Source organism: Methylobacterium sp. 22177, from assembly GCF_052045615.1.
GTDB lineage: Bacteria > Pseudomonadota > Alphaproteobacteria > Rhizobiales > Beijerinckiaceae > Methylobacterium > Methylobacterium radiotolerans.
Genome location: NZ_JBQEPK010000002.1, coordinates 380701 through 395824, shown reverse-complemented (window position 1 = coordinate 395824; position 15124 = coordinate 380701). Strand labels below are relative to the sequence as shown.

11 protein-coding genes are annotated in these 15124 nt (G+C 73.7%); 4 read left to right on the top strand and 7 right to left on the bottom strand.

Annotated features, from left to right (window positions below; translation table 11 throughout):
- Window positions 1-84 precede the first annotated feature (84 nt).
- The 3 genes from ACTJK8_RS04230 to ACTJK8_RS04220 all read right to left on the bottom strand — a co-directional run bounded on the left by ACTJK8_RS04230 (window position 85) and on the right by ACTJK8_RS04220 (window position 4147).
- Entirely contained in the window at window positions 85-1434 is a 1350-nt protein-coding gene (locus ACTJK8_RS04230; RefSeq protein ID WP_012318594.1) for an MFS transporter, read from the bottom strand.
- A gap of 192 nt (window positions 1435-1626) precedes the next feature.
- On the bottom strand, window positions 1627-2652 hold the full coding sequence (locus ACTJK8_RS04225; RefSeq protein ID WP_012318595.1) for a histone deacetylase family protein: 1026 nt from the start codon (window positions 2650-2652) through the stop codon (window positions 1627-1629).
- 31 nt (window positions 2653-2683) lie between these two features.
- A complete protein-coding gene (locus ACTJK8_RS04220) occupies window positions 2684-4147 on the bottom strand; it encodes an HD domain-containing phosphohydrolase (protein WP_012318596.1) in 1464 nt (487 codons plus the stop codon).
- 486 nt (window positions 4148-4633) lie between these two features.
- On the opposite strand from ACTJK8_RS04220, the gene ACTJK8_RS04215 reads away from it, so the two are divergent.
- On the top strand, window positions 4634-5518 hold the full coding sequence (locus tag ACTJK8_RS04215; protein ID WP_012318597.1) for a LysR family transcriptional regulator: 885 nt from the start codon (window positions 4634-4636) through the stop codon (window positions 5516-5518).
- 142 nt (window positions 5519-5660) lie between these two features.
- Here ACTJK8_RS04215 and ACTJK8_RS04210 read toward each other — a convergent pair whose 3' ends face one another.
- Window positions 5661-5957, bottom strand: a complete 297-nt coding sequence (locus tag ACTJK8_RS04210) for a hypothetical protein (RefSeq protein ID WP_012318598.1) — start codon at window positions 5955-5957, stop codon at window positions 5661-5663.
- A gap of 113 nt (window positions 5958-6070) precedes the next feature.
- Window positions 6071-6517 (bottom strand): DUF1236 domain-containing protein, encoded by a 447-nt coding sequence (locus ACTJK8_RS04205; protein WP_012318599.1) that lies wholly within the window; start codon window positions 6515-6517, stop codon window positions 6071-6073.
- Between the two features lie 184 nt (window positions 6518-6701).
- On the opposite strand from ACTJK8_RS04205, the gene ACTJK8_RS04200 reads away from it, so the two are divergent.
- Window positions 6702-8390 carry a thiamine pyrophosphate-binding protein gene (locus ACTJK8_RS04200; protein WP_012318600.1) on the top strand — a complete coding sequence of 563 codons (1689 nt, stop codon included), beginning with the start codon at window positions 6702-6704 and terminating at the stop codon, window positions 8388-8390.
- 20 nt (window positions 8391-8410) lie between these two features.
- Here the strand turns inward: ACTJK8_RS04200 and ACTJK8_RS04195 are convergent, their stop codons facing one another.
- Window positions 8411-9739 (bottom strand): Nramp family divalent metal transporter, encoded by a 1329-nt coding sequence (locus ACTJK8_RS04195; RefSeq protein WP_012318601.1) that lies wholly within the window; start codon window positions 9737-9739, stop codon window positions 8411-8413.
- A gap of 227 nt (window positions 9740-9966) precedes the next feature.
- Between ACTJK8_RS04195 and mntR the strand changes: the two genes are divergently transcribed.
- Window positions 9967-10428, top strand: coding sequence for a manganese-binding transcriptional regulator MntR (gene mntR, locus ACTJK8_RS04190; RefSeq protein ID WP_012318602.1), 462 nt, complete (start codon window positions 9967-9969; stop codon window positions 10426-10428).
- An 18-nt stretch (window positions 10429-10446) separates the two neighbouring features.
- Here mntR and ACTJK8_RS04185 read toward each other — a convergent pair whose 3' ends face one another.
- Entirely contained in the window at window positions 10447-11643 is a 1197-nt protein-coding gene (locus tag ACTJK8_RS04185; protein ID WP_012318603.1) for a zinc-binding metallopeptidase family protein, read from the bottom strand.
- A 197-nt stretch (window positions 11644-11840) separates the two neighbouring features.
- Between ACTJK8_RS04185 and ACTJK8_RS04180 the strand changes: the two genes are divergently transcribed.
- A complete protein-coding gene (locus ACTJK8_RS04180) occupies window positions 11841-15116 on the top strand; it encodes a DUF2126 domain-containing protein (RefSeq protein WP_440761564.1) in 3276 nt (1091 codons plus the stop codon).
- Window positions 15117-15124: the final 8 nt, after the last annotated feature.

The window sequence follows — 15124 nt, the reverse complement described above, 5'->3', positions numbered from 1 at the left end:
CCCCCGGCTCCCGCGGAGTCGGGGGCCGCTCCGCGTCCGGCCGGACCCGGGCGCGCCAGAGGGCGGGGCGGAAACGGGATCGCCCTATTCCGGCAGCGGCCGGCCCCGCGTCTCCGGCATGAACCACGGCACGACGAGGCCGATCACGTAGACGCTGGAGAGCGTCAGCGCCGCCGCGGCGACGCCCCCGAAGGCGGTCACGATCTGCCCGGCGATGATCGGGAAGATCCAGGCGATCAGCCGCGCGCCGTTGAACACGACGCTCGCCGCCGTCGCCCGGACCGCCGGGGTGAACAGCTCCGCGAGGTAGATCGCCATCCACGAGAAGGCGAAGCCCAGGGTGAAGAACCCGTTCAGGAAAGCGAGCGCCATGAACGGCACCAGCCCGCCGGTCCAGAGGTAGCAGGCGAGCGACGTGGCGATGCAGCCGACATAGGTGACCAGCAGGAAGGCGCGGCGGCCGATCGCGTCGGCCACGAAGCCGGAGATCACGTAGGCGGTGATCGCCCCGATATTGTAGACGATGCCCATGCGCGGGCCCCAGAGATTGGCCGGCGCGCCCGCGGCCTTGGCGAGCCCCTCCGTGTAGGCCGGCAGCCAGGACGAGACCGCCCACCAGCCCACCGTGGTGGCGAAGGACAGCAGCGTGGCGAGCAGGACCCGCCGCCGGCTCTCGGGCTCGCGGAAGATCTCCGTCAGGGAGAACGGGCGCCGCGCGCTCCGCGGGGCGCGGTTCGCGTCCTCCGCGGTGGCCGCCCAGCGCTGCGCCCTGAGCGCCCGCATCCACTGCTCGGATTCCTCCAGCGCCCGCCGCAGGTACAGGCACACGAAGGCGGGGAGCGCGCCCAGCGCGAACAGGATCCGCCAGGATTCCGGGCCCAGCGGCTCGGTGGCGGCGAGCACGGCCCACACGATGGCGGCCAGCACGGCGCCGCCGCCGAAGCCCGATTGCAGGAAGCCGCAGCCCTTCGGGCGCGCCCGGTTCGGCCAGGTCTCGGCCACGAGGGCGATGCCGGTGGACCATTCCGAGCCGATGGCGAGCCCGGTGATGAAGCGCAGCACGGCGAGCTGCGCGAAGCTCTCCGCGAAGGCGGTGAGCCCCGTGAACAGCGCGTAGCCCAGGATCGACACCATCATCATGCGCTTGCGGCCGATATAGTCGGCCGCGATCCCGCCCATCAGGCCGCCGATCCCCCAGCCCAGCAGGGTGATGCCGATGGCGAGACCCACGTAGAAGGCCGGGGCCTGGGCCTGCTCGGGGGTGAGGATCGAGGCCAGGGCCGGGCGCAGGGCGTAGACCAGGGCCACCGCCTCGTAGCCGTCGAAGATCCAGCCGAGATAGCTGCCCCACAGGATCCGCCAGTGGCGCCGGGTGAGACCCGCGTACCACGGGGCGCTGGCCGCCCCGCGCAAGCCCACGTCGCCCGCGTCCATCGCCCGTTCCTCCCGCCCGGGACGCGTCGGCGGCGCCCGCCCCGCCCTGATAGGTCGGTTGTGGCATCGGGTCGACCATATCCGGCTGGCCGGCCCGGCATTCCGGCGATCACGATCGCATCACGCCGGCGGATCGTGTCCGCGCGTCGCGCCGGCGCGAGGCCGGCGCGGGGCCGGCGCGCGGTGCGCGTCTCAGCGCGCGGCGTCGAAGGCGGCGAGGAAGGCCGCGAGGTTGTCCGGCAGGGCCGCGCAGAGGTAGCCGCCCTCCTGGACCAGGGCCGTGGGCAGCCCGGCCCGGGCGATCCGCTCCGCGGCCCCGACGAAGCCCGCCCGGGAGACCGCGAGGGCGCCGATCGGATCGTCCGCGGCGGCGTCGAGGCCCAGGGCCACCACGAGGGCCCGGGGCCGGTATGCGGCGATGGCCGCGAGGCCCGCCGCCACGGCCTCGAGCCAGGGCGCGTCGCCCGAGCCCGGCGGCAGCGGCAGGTTGCGGTTGAACCCCGCCCCCGCCCCGGCGCCGGTCTCGTCGGCGTAGCCGGCGAAGAACGGGAAGTAGTCGGACGGGTCGGCGTGGACCGAGACGGTCAGCACGTCGGCGCGGGCGTAGAAGATCCCCTGCGTGCCGTTGCCGTGATGGACGTCGATGTCGAGGATCGCCACCGGGCCGCCGGTCGCGGCGCGCATCCGCTCGGCCGCGATGGCGCTGTTGTTGAGGAAGCAGAAGCCGCCCGCGGAGTCCGCGTAGGCGTGGTGGCCGGGCGGGCGGCACAGGGCGTAGGCGTGCCCCGCCGCCAGCGCCGCGTCGGCGGCCGCGACCGCGCACTGCGCCGACCCGTAGACCGCCGCCCAGGTGCCGGCGCGGATCGGCGTCGAGGTGTCGGCGGTGTAGAGGCCGAGGCGCCCGAGGAGGCCGGGGGGCTTCCGGTGCATCTGCGGCCGGGCGAAGGACCCGGTCAGGATCTCGTCGCCGATGCCGGGGATCGCGTCCCGGCGCGCCCAGGCCTCGGCCAGGAACGCCACGTAGTCCGGGTCGTGCACCGCGCGGATCGGCTCGAGGCCGTGATCGGCCGGCTCGGCGAGGGCGTGGCCGCCCCGGGCGGCCGCGTCCCGCAGGATCGCGTAGCGGGCCGCCTGCTCGGGATGCGGGATCGCCGCGCCGCGCCGCATGTAGCGTTCGGGGTCGTGCCGGCTCGAATCGGGCGTGTGGACGATGCGCATGCGGGCAGGTTAGGGCCCGCCGGGACCGGCGTCATCCGCCCGGCACGGACTCGCGGGGCGCACCCGCGTGGGACGCACCCGCGACGGGCGCACCCGGACGGGACGGGCTCAGATGAGGTAGACGGTGCCGTCCGCGCGGAACACCTTCGGGCAGTTCGCCCCGTCCACGAGGCGCTGGGCATCCTCCAGGGAGATCCCGTGCGCCAGGGCGATCTCCGGCAGCGTCTTCCAGGTCGGGGTCATGGTCCGGCTCCGTCCGCGATCCGTGCGGGTCGGGGATCAACGGCGCAAACGCGTCCGGGTTCGCCGACGGTGCCGGGGACGATTCCGGGGACGGTCTCAGGAGCGTGTCGAGGGCGTCGGCGCGCCACCCCGTCGGGACGGGCGCGGCCGGGGTGACCTCGCGAAGCAGGGTCGGGACCCGGGCCCAGGGTTCCGTGACCGGCCCGGCGCTCGGCCGCACCGCCGCCCGGTTCTGCCCGCCGGCGACGCGGATGTCCGGGAAGCGCGCGCAGAACGCCGCCACGCAGTCCGGGTCGAAATGGCGGCCGCTCTCGGCGCGGATGCAGTCCAGGGCCGCGTCGAAGGACATCGCGTCCTTGTAGGGCCGCGCCGTGGTCAGGGCGTCGAACACGTCCGCCACCGCGACGATCCGGGCCGACAGGGGGATGGCGGCGCCGGCGAGCCCGTGCGGGTAGCCGCCGCCGTCCCACTTCTCGTGGTGGAACTCGGCGATCTCCGCGGCCAGCCGGATCAGCTCGGAGGCGCTTCCGCCCAGGATGCGCCGACCGATCGCCGGATGCGTCTTGACGAGGTCGAACTCGTCCCGGTCGAGCCGGCCGGGCTTCAGCAGGACGCCGTCCGGAATGCCGACCTTGCCGACATCGTGCAGCGGCGCCGCGAGGTAGAGGTTGCGGCAGATCTCCGGCGCCAGCCCGAGGCCCTCGGCCACGATCTGGCTGTAGCGGGCCACCCGCCACGTGTGATCGCCGGTGTCGTTGTCGCGGTACTCGACCGCGAGCGCGAGGCGGAAGATGATCTCCTCCTCGCGCTCGCGCATGTGGCGCAGGGCGGCCTCCACCTCGCCGTCGAGCCAGGCCGCCTGCTCGGCCAGCCGCCGCACCGCCCGGGCGAGCCGGATCAGGTTGCGCAGGCGGACGGTGAGCTCGACGCCCTGCATGGACTTGTCGAGGAAATCGGTCGCCCCGGCCTCCAGGGCGGCGAGCCGCACCGCGTCCGAGATGTCGCTGGTGACCATCACGATGGGCACCTGCGCGTAGTGCGGGATGGTCCGCATCTGCCGGATGAAGGCGATCCCGTCGATGCCGGGCATGTGGCAGTCGACCAGGACGAGGTCGAAGGCCCGCGTCCGCGCCTCGACCATGGCGGCGACCGGGTCGCCGTGATCGGTGACGGACACGTCGGGCTTGGCCTCCAGGAGGAGGCGCAGCCGCATCCGCATGGTGGCGCTGTCGTCGACGAGGAGCGCGTCCATCAGCGGCTCCCGGGCCGGCGCGCCCGCCCGGACGGCCCGGAGCCGGGACGCCGCAGGCCGTCCCGGGGCGGCCGCCGGGCCAAGTATGTCGACACAGGGACCATCGCCGCGACGCCTCGCAAGACTGTCGAGTAGCATTGAAGTATGCGGTATTAACGGGCGGTAAATCGTCGCTCTCGGCTATACTGACAAGATTTATTTTACTCACGGTCGTTGTGGTCATGAATTCCGGTCTTCGTTTGTCGGAGACGGATGAGGCCGCGGCGATCGACACGCGGAGCGCCGTCTTCGTCCGGTCCGGGGCACCTGAAGGATCGGCGCGTCTGTAACCGGGATCGCCGCGGCGGCCGCGGCGCGGCCCCGGGGCGACGGGGTTGACGCGGCCGCGCAGCCCCCCGACGGAGACGCGGATCCGGACGGGTCCCGGGCGGCCCGGATCGGCCCGGAGCGCGCCGGCCGGACGGCGCGGCGGGAGGCGCCTTCGCGATGATGCGGTTCGATCTCGTCGATCTCGGCCTGTTCCGGCACGTGGTCGAGGCCGGCTCCATCACCCACGGGGCCGCGCGGGCGAACCTCGCCCTGGCGGCTGCCTCGACGCGGATCCGGCTGATGGAGGAATCCCTCGGGGCCGCCCTGCTGACCCGGGGCCGGCAGGGCGTCAGCCCGACCCCGGCCGGGCGCGCGCTCCTCGTCCATGCCCGGGAGGTCCTGGCCGGGGTGGAGCGCCTGCGCGAGGAGATGGCGGCCTTCTCGGGGAGCGCCTTCGGCCAGATCCGGGTGCTGGCCAACACCAACGCGCTGACCGAGTTCCTGCCGGAGGCGCTCTCGGCCTTCCTGGCCGATCACCCCGGGATCGGCGTCGAGATCGACGAGCGCACCTCCGAGGAGATCGTCGGGCTGGTGGCCGAGGGGGCGGCCGACCTCGGGATCCTGTCCGGCACGGTGGATACCGGCTCGCTGCAGACCTTCCCGTTCCGGGAGGACCGGTTCGTGCTGGTGGCGGCCCGGGACCATCCCCTGGCGGCGCGCGGGACGATCCCGTTCGCCGAGGTGCTCGGCCACGACCTCGTCGGCCTCGACCGGCGCAGCGCCATCAGCCGCTTCCTCGTGGCCCAGGCGGTGCGCGAGGGGCGGCCGATGCGCCTGCGGGTCCAGCTCCGGGGCTTCGACGCCGTCTGCCGGCTCGTCGAGGCGCGGGTCGGGCTGGCGGTGCTGCCCGAGAGCGCCGCCGCCCGCGCCGCGCAGGGCCTCGCCCTCGCGGTGGTGCCCCTCGCCGATGCCTGGGCGCGGCGCGACCTGACCCTGTGCCTGCGCGACCTCGACGGATTGCCGCCGTTCATCCGGGCCTTCGTGGCGGAACTGCGCGCCTGAGCGGAGCCCGCCCCGGAACCGCGCGATCCGCGCGGACACGATCCGCCCCGCCGCGGACGGGCCGCGGCGTCCCCCGCGCGCAGCCTCGCGCCGGGGCTGCAGGGCCGCCCGCCGCGCCCGCGCGCGGTGGTGCACGGCGGCGTCAGCGCCACCGCTCGTCCGTGCAGGCCAGCAGGTAGACCACGTGCATGCAGCGCGCCTGGGCGGCCTGCGAGGGCGCGTCGCCCATGCAGGCGCGCATCCCGACGGAGAGCAGGTCGCGGTCGACGTCCTGATCCCGCGCGCAGGTGAAGATCGGCTGGAAGCCCTCGAACCGGCTCACCTGCCAGAAGATGACCATGACCGCGAGCAGGCAGAACGTGCAGACCAGGATCCGGCTGTCGTAGAACCAGTGCCGCCGCCCGGCATCGCCGGCGCCCGCGGCGCCGCGCGCGCTCACCGCGTCACCGGGCCGGTCGCCGGGGGCGCGGCCCGGCCCCCCCGCCTTCTCGGCATCGGATCGTCCTCTCCGTCGCGCCGGATCCCCGGGCCCCGCGCCGCCCGCCGGGGCCGTCAGTCGATCACCTCCACGATCCGGCGCGTCCGCGGATCGACGAGAACCGGGTGGTCGTTGACGATCGTGTAGCTGTAATCCGGCAAGGCGAACTCCCGCGGGACATCGTAGTACACGATGCCGTCCTCCGGGAGCACCGTCCCGACCCGCACGGGTCCCGCGAGCGCGACGGAGGGGCGGCGCTCGCCGAGGGCGTAGATGCGGAACCGTTCCCGCCGGTCGACGCCGAGGATGCCGTTGGCCGTGCCCACGGCCGCGCCGATCGCGCCGCCGACGATCGCCCCGAGGGGGCCCGCCATCTCCTCGCCGCGCGAGGCGCCCTCCCGGGCCCCGCGCTCGAGCCCCTGCGCCCGCGCGTCCGCGGCGAGGCCCAGGGGGGCTGTTAGGGGGGCTGTCAGGGGCGCCACCAGGGTGGCGAGGAGCGCGAGGGGCGCCGCGATCCGCATGATGTCTCGTCCCGGTCGGTGGCGTGGATCGTCGGGCCTGCGCCCGGGGGCGCGGGCGCGTCCCGGCCGGAGGTTACGCCGAAAAGGCTGCCGATCGGTTGCCGCCCGGCGCGGGGCGGCGCCGGCATTGCCCCGGTCCGCCCATGGGGTAGCCTCCGGCTGATTCCCCCGGAGAGGACAGGGCATGCCGATCGAGACCGTGGAGACCGCCGGCCGCCGCCGGGGCGCCGACCTCCTGGTGGAGGTGCTGCGCTCGGAGGGCGTGCGCTACATCTTCGGCAATCCCGGCACCACCGAGCTGCCGCTCATCGACGCGCTCACCGAGGCGCCCGACATCGCCTACATCCTCGCCCTGCAGGAGGCGACCGCGGTCGCCATGGCGGACGGCTACGCGCAGGGCGCGCGGCGCCCCGCCTTCCTCAACCTGCACACGGCGGGCGGCCTCGGCCACGCCATGGGCGGGCTGGTGAATTCCCAGGTCTCCGGCACGCCGCTGGTGGTCACCGCCGGGCAGCAGGATCTCCGCCACGCGCTGACCGACCCGCTGCTGATGGGCGACCTCGTCGCCATCGCCGACCCGGTGATGAAGTGGGCCCGCGAGGTGACGAGCCCCGACCAGATCCCGATCCTGCTGCGCCGGGCCTTCCACGACGCGGGGGCCGCCCCCTCCGGCCCGGTCTTCCTGTCCCTGCCCATGGACGTGATGGAGGCGCTGTCGGCGGTGCCGGCCGGCGAGACCTCGACCATCGACCAGCGGGCGGTGGCGGGCTCCCTCGACCGGCTGGCGGAGAGACTCGCCGCGATCGCGCCGGGCCGCCTCGCCCTGATCGCGGGCGACGAGATCGACGCCTCGGACGCCTCGGCGCAGATGGTCGCGCTCGCCGACCTGCTGGCGGCGCCGGTCTACGGCTCGTCCTGGCCGGCCCACATCCCGTTCCCCACCGCGCACCCGCTCTGGGCCGGGAACCTGCCGACCCGTGCCGACGCCATCGCCGACATCCTCGGGCGCTACGACGCGGTGTTCGCGCTGGGCGGCAAGTCGCTGATCACCGTGCTCTACTCGGAGGTCTCGGCGGTGCCGCCGGGGGTGCAGGTGTTCCAGCTCTCGGCCGACGTGCGCGACCTCGGGCGCACCTACGCCACCTGCCTGTCGACGGTGGGCGACATCCGCGCCTCGCTCGACGCCCTGCTGCCGCTGCTGGCCCCGCGCCTTGCCGACCGGGCCGACGCCTTCGAGCAGCTGCGCGGTCAGGCCGTGACTGCCCGGGCCGAGCGGCGGGCGCGGCTCGCCGCCGCCGCCGACGCGGCCTTCGAGGATCCGGTGATCGCGCCGCTGGTCGCCGCCCGGGAGGTGGCCCGCGCGGTCGGGGCCGAGACCACCATCGTGGACGAGGCGCCCGCGACGCTGACCCACCTGCGCACCTTCCTCGACAGCCCCTCGGCGCACCAGTACGCGGCGATGCGCGGCGGCGTGCTCGGCTGGGGCATGCCGGCCGCGGTGGGCTTCTCCCTGGGCCTCGACCGCGCGCCCGTGGTCTGCGTCGTGGGCGACGGGGCCGCGATGTACTCGCCCCAGGCGCTGTGGACGGCGGCGCACGAGAAGCTGCCGGTCACCTTCGTGGTGATCAACAACGCCGAGTACAACATCCTCAAGACCTTCATGAAGGGCCAGGCGCACTACGCCTCGGTGCGCGCCAACCGCTTCATCGCCATGGACCTCACCGACCCGCGCGTCGACTTCCCGGCGCTGGCCGCCTCCATGGGCGTGCCGGCCCGGCGGGTGACCCGGGCCGCCGACATCGCCCCGGCGATCGAGGCCGGGATCCGGTCCGGCGGCGCCAACCTCGTGGAGGTGGTGGTGCGGGCGACCTGAGCGGGGCCGTCAGGGGGCGCTCACTCCAGCCCCGGCACCGGCAGCCCGAAGGCCGCCGCCAGCAGCACCATGTTGAGGGCGAGCACCAGAGCCGCCCCCGCCACGGCGGCGGCCTGGGTGAGCGGGCCGTTGGCGAAGGGCCCCATCACGCTGCGGCGGCGGGTGAACACCACCAGCGCCACCATCGGGACCGGCAGGGCGAGCGACAGCACCACCTGCGACAGGACCAGCGCCTGGGTCGGGTCGACCCCGATCGCCACCACCGCGAAGGCCGGCAGCATGGTCACGAGCCGGCGGGCGAGGAGCGGGATGCGCCAGCCGGTGAAGCCCTGCATCACCAATTGCCCGGCGAGCGTGCCCACCACCGAGGAGGAGATCCCGGAGGCGAGCAGCGACACCAGGAAGGCCGCCCCCGCGGCGGGCCCGAGGAGCGGCGTCAGGGTGCGGTAGGCCTCGCCGATCTCCGCCACCTCGCTGTGGCCGACGTGGAAGGCCGCCGCCGCCATGATCACCATCGCCATGTTGACGAGGCCCGCCAGCAGCAGCGCCACCACCACCTCGCGGTTCGAGTAGCGCACCAGCAGGCGCCGGTCGGCCTCGGTGCGGGGATTGCCCCGCCCCTGGGTCAGGCCCGAATGCAGGAACAGCGCGTGCGGCATCACGGTGGCGCCGATGATCCCGACCGCGATGGTGAGCGCCTGCGCGTCCGGGATCCGCGGGGTGACGAGACCCTTGGCCGCCTCGCCCCAGGCCACGGGCGCGACCAGGAGCTCGACCGCGTAGCAGAGGCCGATCGTGCCGACCATCGCGCCGATGGCGATCTCCAGCGGCCGGAAGCCCTCGTTCTCCAGGAGCAGGATCGCGTAGGTGACCACCGCGGTGATGCCCATGCCGGCCATGAGCGGCATGCCGGTGAGCAGCGACAGGCCGATGGCGCCGCCGAGGAACTCCGCGAGGTCGGTCGCCATGGCGGCGACCTCGCTGATGCCCCACAGGGCGAGGCGCACCGGGCGCGTCGTCGCGTCCCGGCAATGCTCGGCGAGGTTCTTGCCCGTGACGATGCCGAGCTTGGCCGACAGGGCCTGGAACAGCATCGCCGTCAAGTTGGCGAGCAGCACCACCCAGAGCAGGCCGTAGCCGTAGCGGGCGCCGGCCTGGATGTTGGTCGCGAAATTCCCGGGGTCCATGTAGGCGATCGACGCCGTCACGGCGGGGCCGGCGAACAGCAGGAACCGGGCCCGGCCGCCGGGACGGCCGTCGAGGACGTCGCGGATCGCGCCCTCGGTCCGCCGGCTCATCGCCCCGGGCGCGGCGCGCCCGGGGGCCGTCGCGGCGTTCGGCGCCACCATGCTCACCCTCTCCTCAAAGATATAGCGGAGGCTATATTCAGGGTTCGGCGCCGGGATTCAAGGGTCCGGATCCCAGGATCGGGATTCCAGGATCGGGATTCCAGGGTCAGGAGTCAGGGCCGGAATTCCGGGGGCCTGCACCGCCTCCGCGGGACTCCCCTCCCGGGGGCGGTGTTTGCTAGACAGGGGCCGGGGCGGCCCGCGCGGGCCGTGGTGGGGGAGAGCCGATGCAGGAACCGTCCGAGCCGGGCTCGCCCGAGACCGTGCTGGTCGATCCCGAGCGCCACGTGGAGAGCTTCCGCCAGGCCCGCGAGGCGCGGCGCTCGGAGCTCGTGGAGGATTACGTCGAGCTGATCGACGACCTGATCGGCGACGGCGGCGAGGCGCGGCAGGTGGACATCGCGGCCCGGCTCGGCGTGGCGCAGCCGACCGTCGCCAAGATGCTGAAGCGCCTGTGCGAGGACGGCTTCGTGCAGCAGCGGCCCTATCGCGGCGTGTTCCTGACCGAGGCCGGCCGCCGGCTCGCCGCGCAGGCCCGGGAGCGCCACCGCATCGTCGAGCGCTTCCTGTGCGCGCTGGGGGTGAGCCCCGAGACCGCCCGGCGGGACGCGGAGGGGATCGAGCACCACGTCAGCGCCGAGACGCTCGCGGCGTTCCGCGCCTTCGCGGAGCGGCACGGGGGGGCGTGAGGCGCCCCTCTCCGGCCCTCACACCGTCGGCGCCGCCACCTTCTGGCGCAGGCCCAGGATCACCGCCCGGAGCATCTCGGCCCCGGCCTCGCCGGCATCCGGCAGGGTGCCGGTGCGGGAGGCGTAGATCCGCTCGTGCACGAAGGCGAGCTTGGCGATCACCGCGGGCGTCAGCTTGAACGGGTAGAGCGCCGGCTGGCCCATGCTGTGGGACAGCGAGTTGATCGCGTAGGTGAGCGGCAGCCACGCGGCGATCAGCCGGTCGAGATCCAGGGTGTTGTAGGGATCGAAATCGATCACGGTCGGCGCCGGCGGCCCGGACTGCCCCCGCTGGCGCAGGCGCGGGCGCACGTGCAGCTCGAAGGTCGAGGCGGTCTCCACCGTGTCGACGATGTGCAGGTAATGCGCGAAGGTCTCGGCGAAATCCTCCCACGGATGCGCGGTGGCGTAGGCCGAGACGTAGGCCTCGTCCCAATCGGCCGGCGCGCCCCTGGCGTAGTGGTCCTGCAGGGCCTGGACGTAGTTCAGCCGCTCGTCGCCGAACAGGGCCCGGAACGGTTCCCAGGAGGGGCTGTTCAGCACCAGCAGGTACCAGAAGTAATGCCCGATCTCGTGCCGGAAATGGCCGAGCAGGGTGCGGTAATGCTCGCCGAAGAGGATCCGGCGACGCTCCCGCTCGACGTCGTCGGCCTCGGCGATGTTCATGGTGATCAGGCCGTTGATGTGGCCCGTCAGCACCGGCGGCCCGCCGGAGACGCTCTCGGAGGGGTCGACCAGGAAGTCGAAGGCCAGCCCGTCCGTGTACTGGGCGCGGGTGGCGAGCGGCAGTTCCAGGCGCAGCAGCGAGTAGAACAGCCGGTGCTTGGCCGCCTCGATCGGGCGCCAGCGGGCGAGGTTCCAGGGCTGCGACAGGTCCGGGACCACGCGGTTGTGGCGGCAGGCGGTGCAGTAGATGTCGGGGCTGTCCTCCGGCACCAGCCAGTTGCAGGCCTGCGCGAGGGCGTTGTTGCACAGCCGGTAGCGCCGGCCGGGATCCGCGTAGGCGTGGAAGACCTGCGCCCCGCCCATCAGCGGGTGGGCCGAGAGGCCCTGCGGCTCCAGCGCCGAGACCTCGTGGACCGCGCAGGCGTAGCCCAGCGGCCGCGCGCAGCTCTCGCAGGCGGTCGCCTCGAAGGTGACCGGCTGGTCGCAGGCCTGGCACTGGAAGATCTTCATCGCGCGGTCCCGGGCCGGCGGCCGACCCACCTTCCGGTCAAGCGGGGCCGGGCGGCAAAGTTCCTGCCAGGCGCCGCGGTGCCCGCCCGCCGCACGGAAATTGCTTGTCGGCGGGGCCGTATCGCGTAACCGTGCGGCGGGCGCCGGCGCCAGGGACCGGCGGCGCGACCGCGTTCGATCCTTTCGACGGAGCCATCGTGTCGATCAAAGCCGCCCTGCACCACGTCACGCATTACCGCTACGACCGGCCGATCAGCCTGGGCCCCCAGGTGATCCGCCTGCGTCCGGCCCCGCACGCCCGCACCAAGGTCCCGGCCTACGCGCTCACGGTGACGCCGGCCAACCACTTCCTGAACTGGCAGCAGGATCCCAGCGGCAACTGGCTCGCCCGCCTCGTCTTCCCGGAGAAGACCGACGAACTGAAGATCGAGGTCGACCTCACCGCCGACATGGCGGTGATCAACCCGTTCGACTTCTTCGTGGAGGATTACGCGCAGGTCCGGCCGTTCGCGTACGATCGCGGTCTCGCCGAGGAGCTGGCCCCCTACCTCACCCCCGTCGACGCGGAGGGTCCGGAGATGGAGGCGCTGCTCGCCCGTCTCCCGGAGGAGCCCAGCACCGTCCAGTTCCTGGTGGCGCTGAACGGCCTGATCGCCCGGGAGACCGCCTACGGCGTCCGGATGGAGCCGGGCGTCCAGACCCCGGCCGAGACCCTGCGGCTGAAGAGCGGCTCCTGCCGCGACTCGGCGTGGCTGCTCGTGCAGGTGCTGCGCCGGATCGGGCTCGCCGCCCGGTTCGTCTCCGGCTACCTGATCCAGCTCGTGCCCGACACGACCGCGGTCGACGGGCCGACCGGCGCCGCGGCGGATTTCACCGACCTGCACGCCTGGGCCGAAGTCTACCTGCCGGGCGCCGGCTGGGTCGGGATGGACGCCACATCGGGTCTGCTCACCGGCGAGGGCCACATCCCGCTCGCCGCGACGCCGCACTACCACGCGGCCGCGCCGATCTCCGGCGCCGTCGAGCCGGCCGAGACCACGTTCGACTTCAAGATGACCATCACCCGCGTCGCCGAGACGCCGCGGATCACCAAGCCGTTCCCGGAAGCCGTCTGGGCCGCCATGGACGCGCTGGGCGAGCGGGTCGACGCCGACCTCGTCGCGCAGGACGTGCGGCTGACCATGGGCGGCGAGCCGACCTTCGTGTCGGTGGACGATTTCGAGTCGCCCGAGTGGAACATCGCGGCCGTCGGCCCGACCAAGCGGGGGCTCGCCGACCGGCTGATCCGGCGCCTGCGCGACCGGTTCGGCCCGGGGGGGCTGCTCCATTACGGCCAGGGGAAGTGGTATCCCGGCGAGAGCCTGCCCCGCTGGGCCTTCGCGCTCTACTGGCGCAAGGACGGCAAGCCGATCTGGCGCGACCCGGACCTGATCGCGCCGGAGGTGGTCGCCGGGGAGGCGGGACAAGCCACCATCGCGCAGGCCGAGGCGCTCGCCGGCGCGCTGGCCCGCCGCCTCGGCCTCGCCGACTACGTCTTCCCGGCCTTCGAGGACGGGGAGCTCTGGGAGAAGAAGACCGCGGCGCTGCCGGTCAACGTCACGCCCGGGGCGGCCCGGTCCGGCTCGGCGGAGTTCGACGCCCGGATCAGGCGGGTCTACGCCCGCGGCCTCGGGGAGGCCGCGGGCTACGTCCTGCCGCTCGCCAGCCTGCCGACCGGCCGTGACGGCGACGCCGACAGGGTCTGGATCTCCGAGAAGTGGGAGTTCCGCCGCGGGGCCGCCTTCCTGGTGCCGGGCGATTCCCCGGTGGGCTTCCGCCTGCCGCTGTCGTCCCTGCCCTACGTGCCGCCGGAGCACTATCCCTACTATCAGCCGCAGGACCCGCTGGAGCCCCGCGCCGCCCTCCCCGACGGGCATCCCGGCGCGGTCGCCAACGGTGCCGGCGTCACCGGCGTGGCGGTGCGCACGGCCCTGTCGATCGAGCCCCGCGACGGGGTGGTGCGGGTGTTCATGCCGCCGGTGCAGCGCGCCGACGAGTATCTCGAACTCGCCGGCCACCTCGAGGCGGCCGCCGCCGAGCTGAACCTGCCGATCCACCTCGAGGGCTACGAGCCGCCCTACGACCCGCGGATCGGCGTGATCAAGGTGACGCCCGATCCGGGCGTGATCGAGGTGAACGTCCACCCGGCCGCCTCGTGGCGGGAGGCGGTCGCCATCACCACCGACTTGTACGCTGAGGCGAGGCAGACCCGGCTCGGCGCGGAGAAGTTCATGACCGACGGGCGCCACACCGGCACCGGCGGCGGCAACCACGTGGTCATGGGCGGCGTCACGCCGGACGATTCCCCGTTCCTGCGCCGGCCCGACCTGCTCAAGAGCCTCGTGCTCTACTGGCAGCGCCACCCGGCGCTCTCGTACCTGTTCTCGGGCCTCTATATCGGGCCCACGAGCCAGGCGCCGCGCATGGACGAGGCCCGCCACGACGGGCTCTACGAGCTGGAGATCGCGCTGGCCCAGGTGCCGGCCCCGGACGCGCCCAACATCCCGCGCTGGCTGGTCGACCGGATCTTCCGCAACATCCTCGTCGACGTCACCGGCAACACCCACCGGGCCGAGATCTGCATCGACAAGCTCTACTCGCCGGACGGCCCGACCGGGCGCCTCGGCCTGCTGGAGTTCCGCGCCTTCGAGATGCCGCCGGACGCGCGGATGAGCCTCGCGCAGCAGCTCCTGCTCCGCGCCCTCGTGGCCTGGCTGTGGCGCGAGCCGCAGACCGGCGGCTGTGTCCGCTGGGGCACGAACCTCCACGATCGGTTCATGCTGCCGCATTTCCTCTGGTCCGACTTCCTCTCGGTGCTGGAGGATCTCCGGGCGGCGGGGTACGATTTCGATCCGGTCGCCTTCGAGGCGCAGGCCCTGTTCCGGTTCCCGGTCTTCGGCACGATCGAGCAGGGCGGGGTCCGGATGGAATTGCGCCAGGCGCTCGAGCCCTGGCACGTGATGGGCGAGGAAGGGACCAGCGGGGGCACCGTGCGCTTCGTCGACAGTTCGGTCGAGCGGCTGCAGGTCAGGGTCGAGGGCTTCGTGCCCGAGCGGCACGTCATCGCCTGCAACGGCCGCCGCCTGCCCATGACCGGCACCGGCCGCGGCGGCGAGGCCGTGGCGGGGCTGCGCTTCAAGGCGTGGCAGCCGGCCTCCTCCCTGCACCCGACCATCCCGGCCCACTCGCCGCTGACCTTCGACATCCTCGACGCCTGGAGCGGGCGCTCCCTCGGCGGCTGCCGCTACCACGTCGCCCATCCGGGCGGGCGCAACTACGAGACCCATCCGGTCAACGCCTACGAGGCGGAGGGCCGGCGCCTCGCCCGGTTCCAGCCGAACGGCCACACGCCGGGTCGGGTGGAGATGCCCCGCCCGGAATCGAGCGCCGAGTTCCCGCTGACCCTCGACCTGCGGACGCCGGCCCCGCAATGACCGGGGAT

Bases quoted from the DNA above. Each gene is read 5' to 3' on its own strand.
- ACTJK8_RS04220 (WP_012318596.1), bottom strand. From the start codon at position 4,147: ATGGACGCGCTCCTCGTCGACGACAGCGCCACCATGCGGATGCGGCTG.
- mntR (WP_012318602.1), top strand. From the start codon at position 9,967: ATGCAGGAACCGTCCGAGCCGGGCTCGCCCGAGACCGTGCTGGTCGAT.
- ACTJK8_RS04205 (WP_012318599.1), bottom strand. From the start codon at position 6,517: ATGCGGATCGCGGCGCCCCTCGCGCTCCTCGCCACCCTGGTGGCGCCC.
- ACTJK8_RS04200 (WP_012318600.1), top strand. From the start codon at position 6,702: ATGCCGATCGAGACCGTGGAGACCGCCGGCCGCCGCCGGGGCGCCGAC.
- ACTJK8_RS04215 (WP_012318597.1), top strand. From the start codon at position 4,634: ATGATGCGGTTCGATCTCGTCGATCTCGGCCTGTTCCGGCACGTGGTC.
- ACTJK8_RS04230 (WP_012318594.1), bottom strand. From the start codon at position 1,434: ATGGACGCGGGCGACGTGGGCTTGCGCGGGGCGGCCAGCGCCCCGTGG.
- ACTJK8_RS04195 (WP_012318601.1), bottom strand. From the start codon at position 9,739: ATGGTGGCGCCGAACGCCGCGACGGCCCCCGGGCGCGCCGCGCCCGGG.
- ACTJK8_RS04225 (WP_012318595.1), bottom strand. From the start codon at position 2,652: ATGCGCATCGTCCACACGCCCGATTCGAGCCGGCACGACCCCGAACGC.
- ACTJK8_RS04185 (WP_012318603.1), bottom strand. From the start codon at position 11,643: ATGAAGATCTTCCAGTGCCAGGCCTGCGACCAGCCGGTCACCTTCGAG.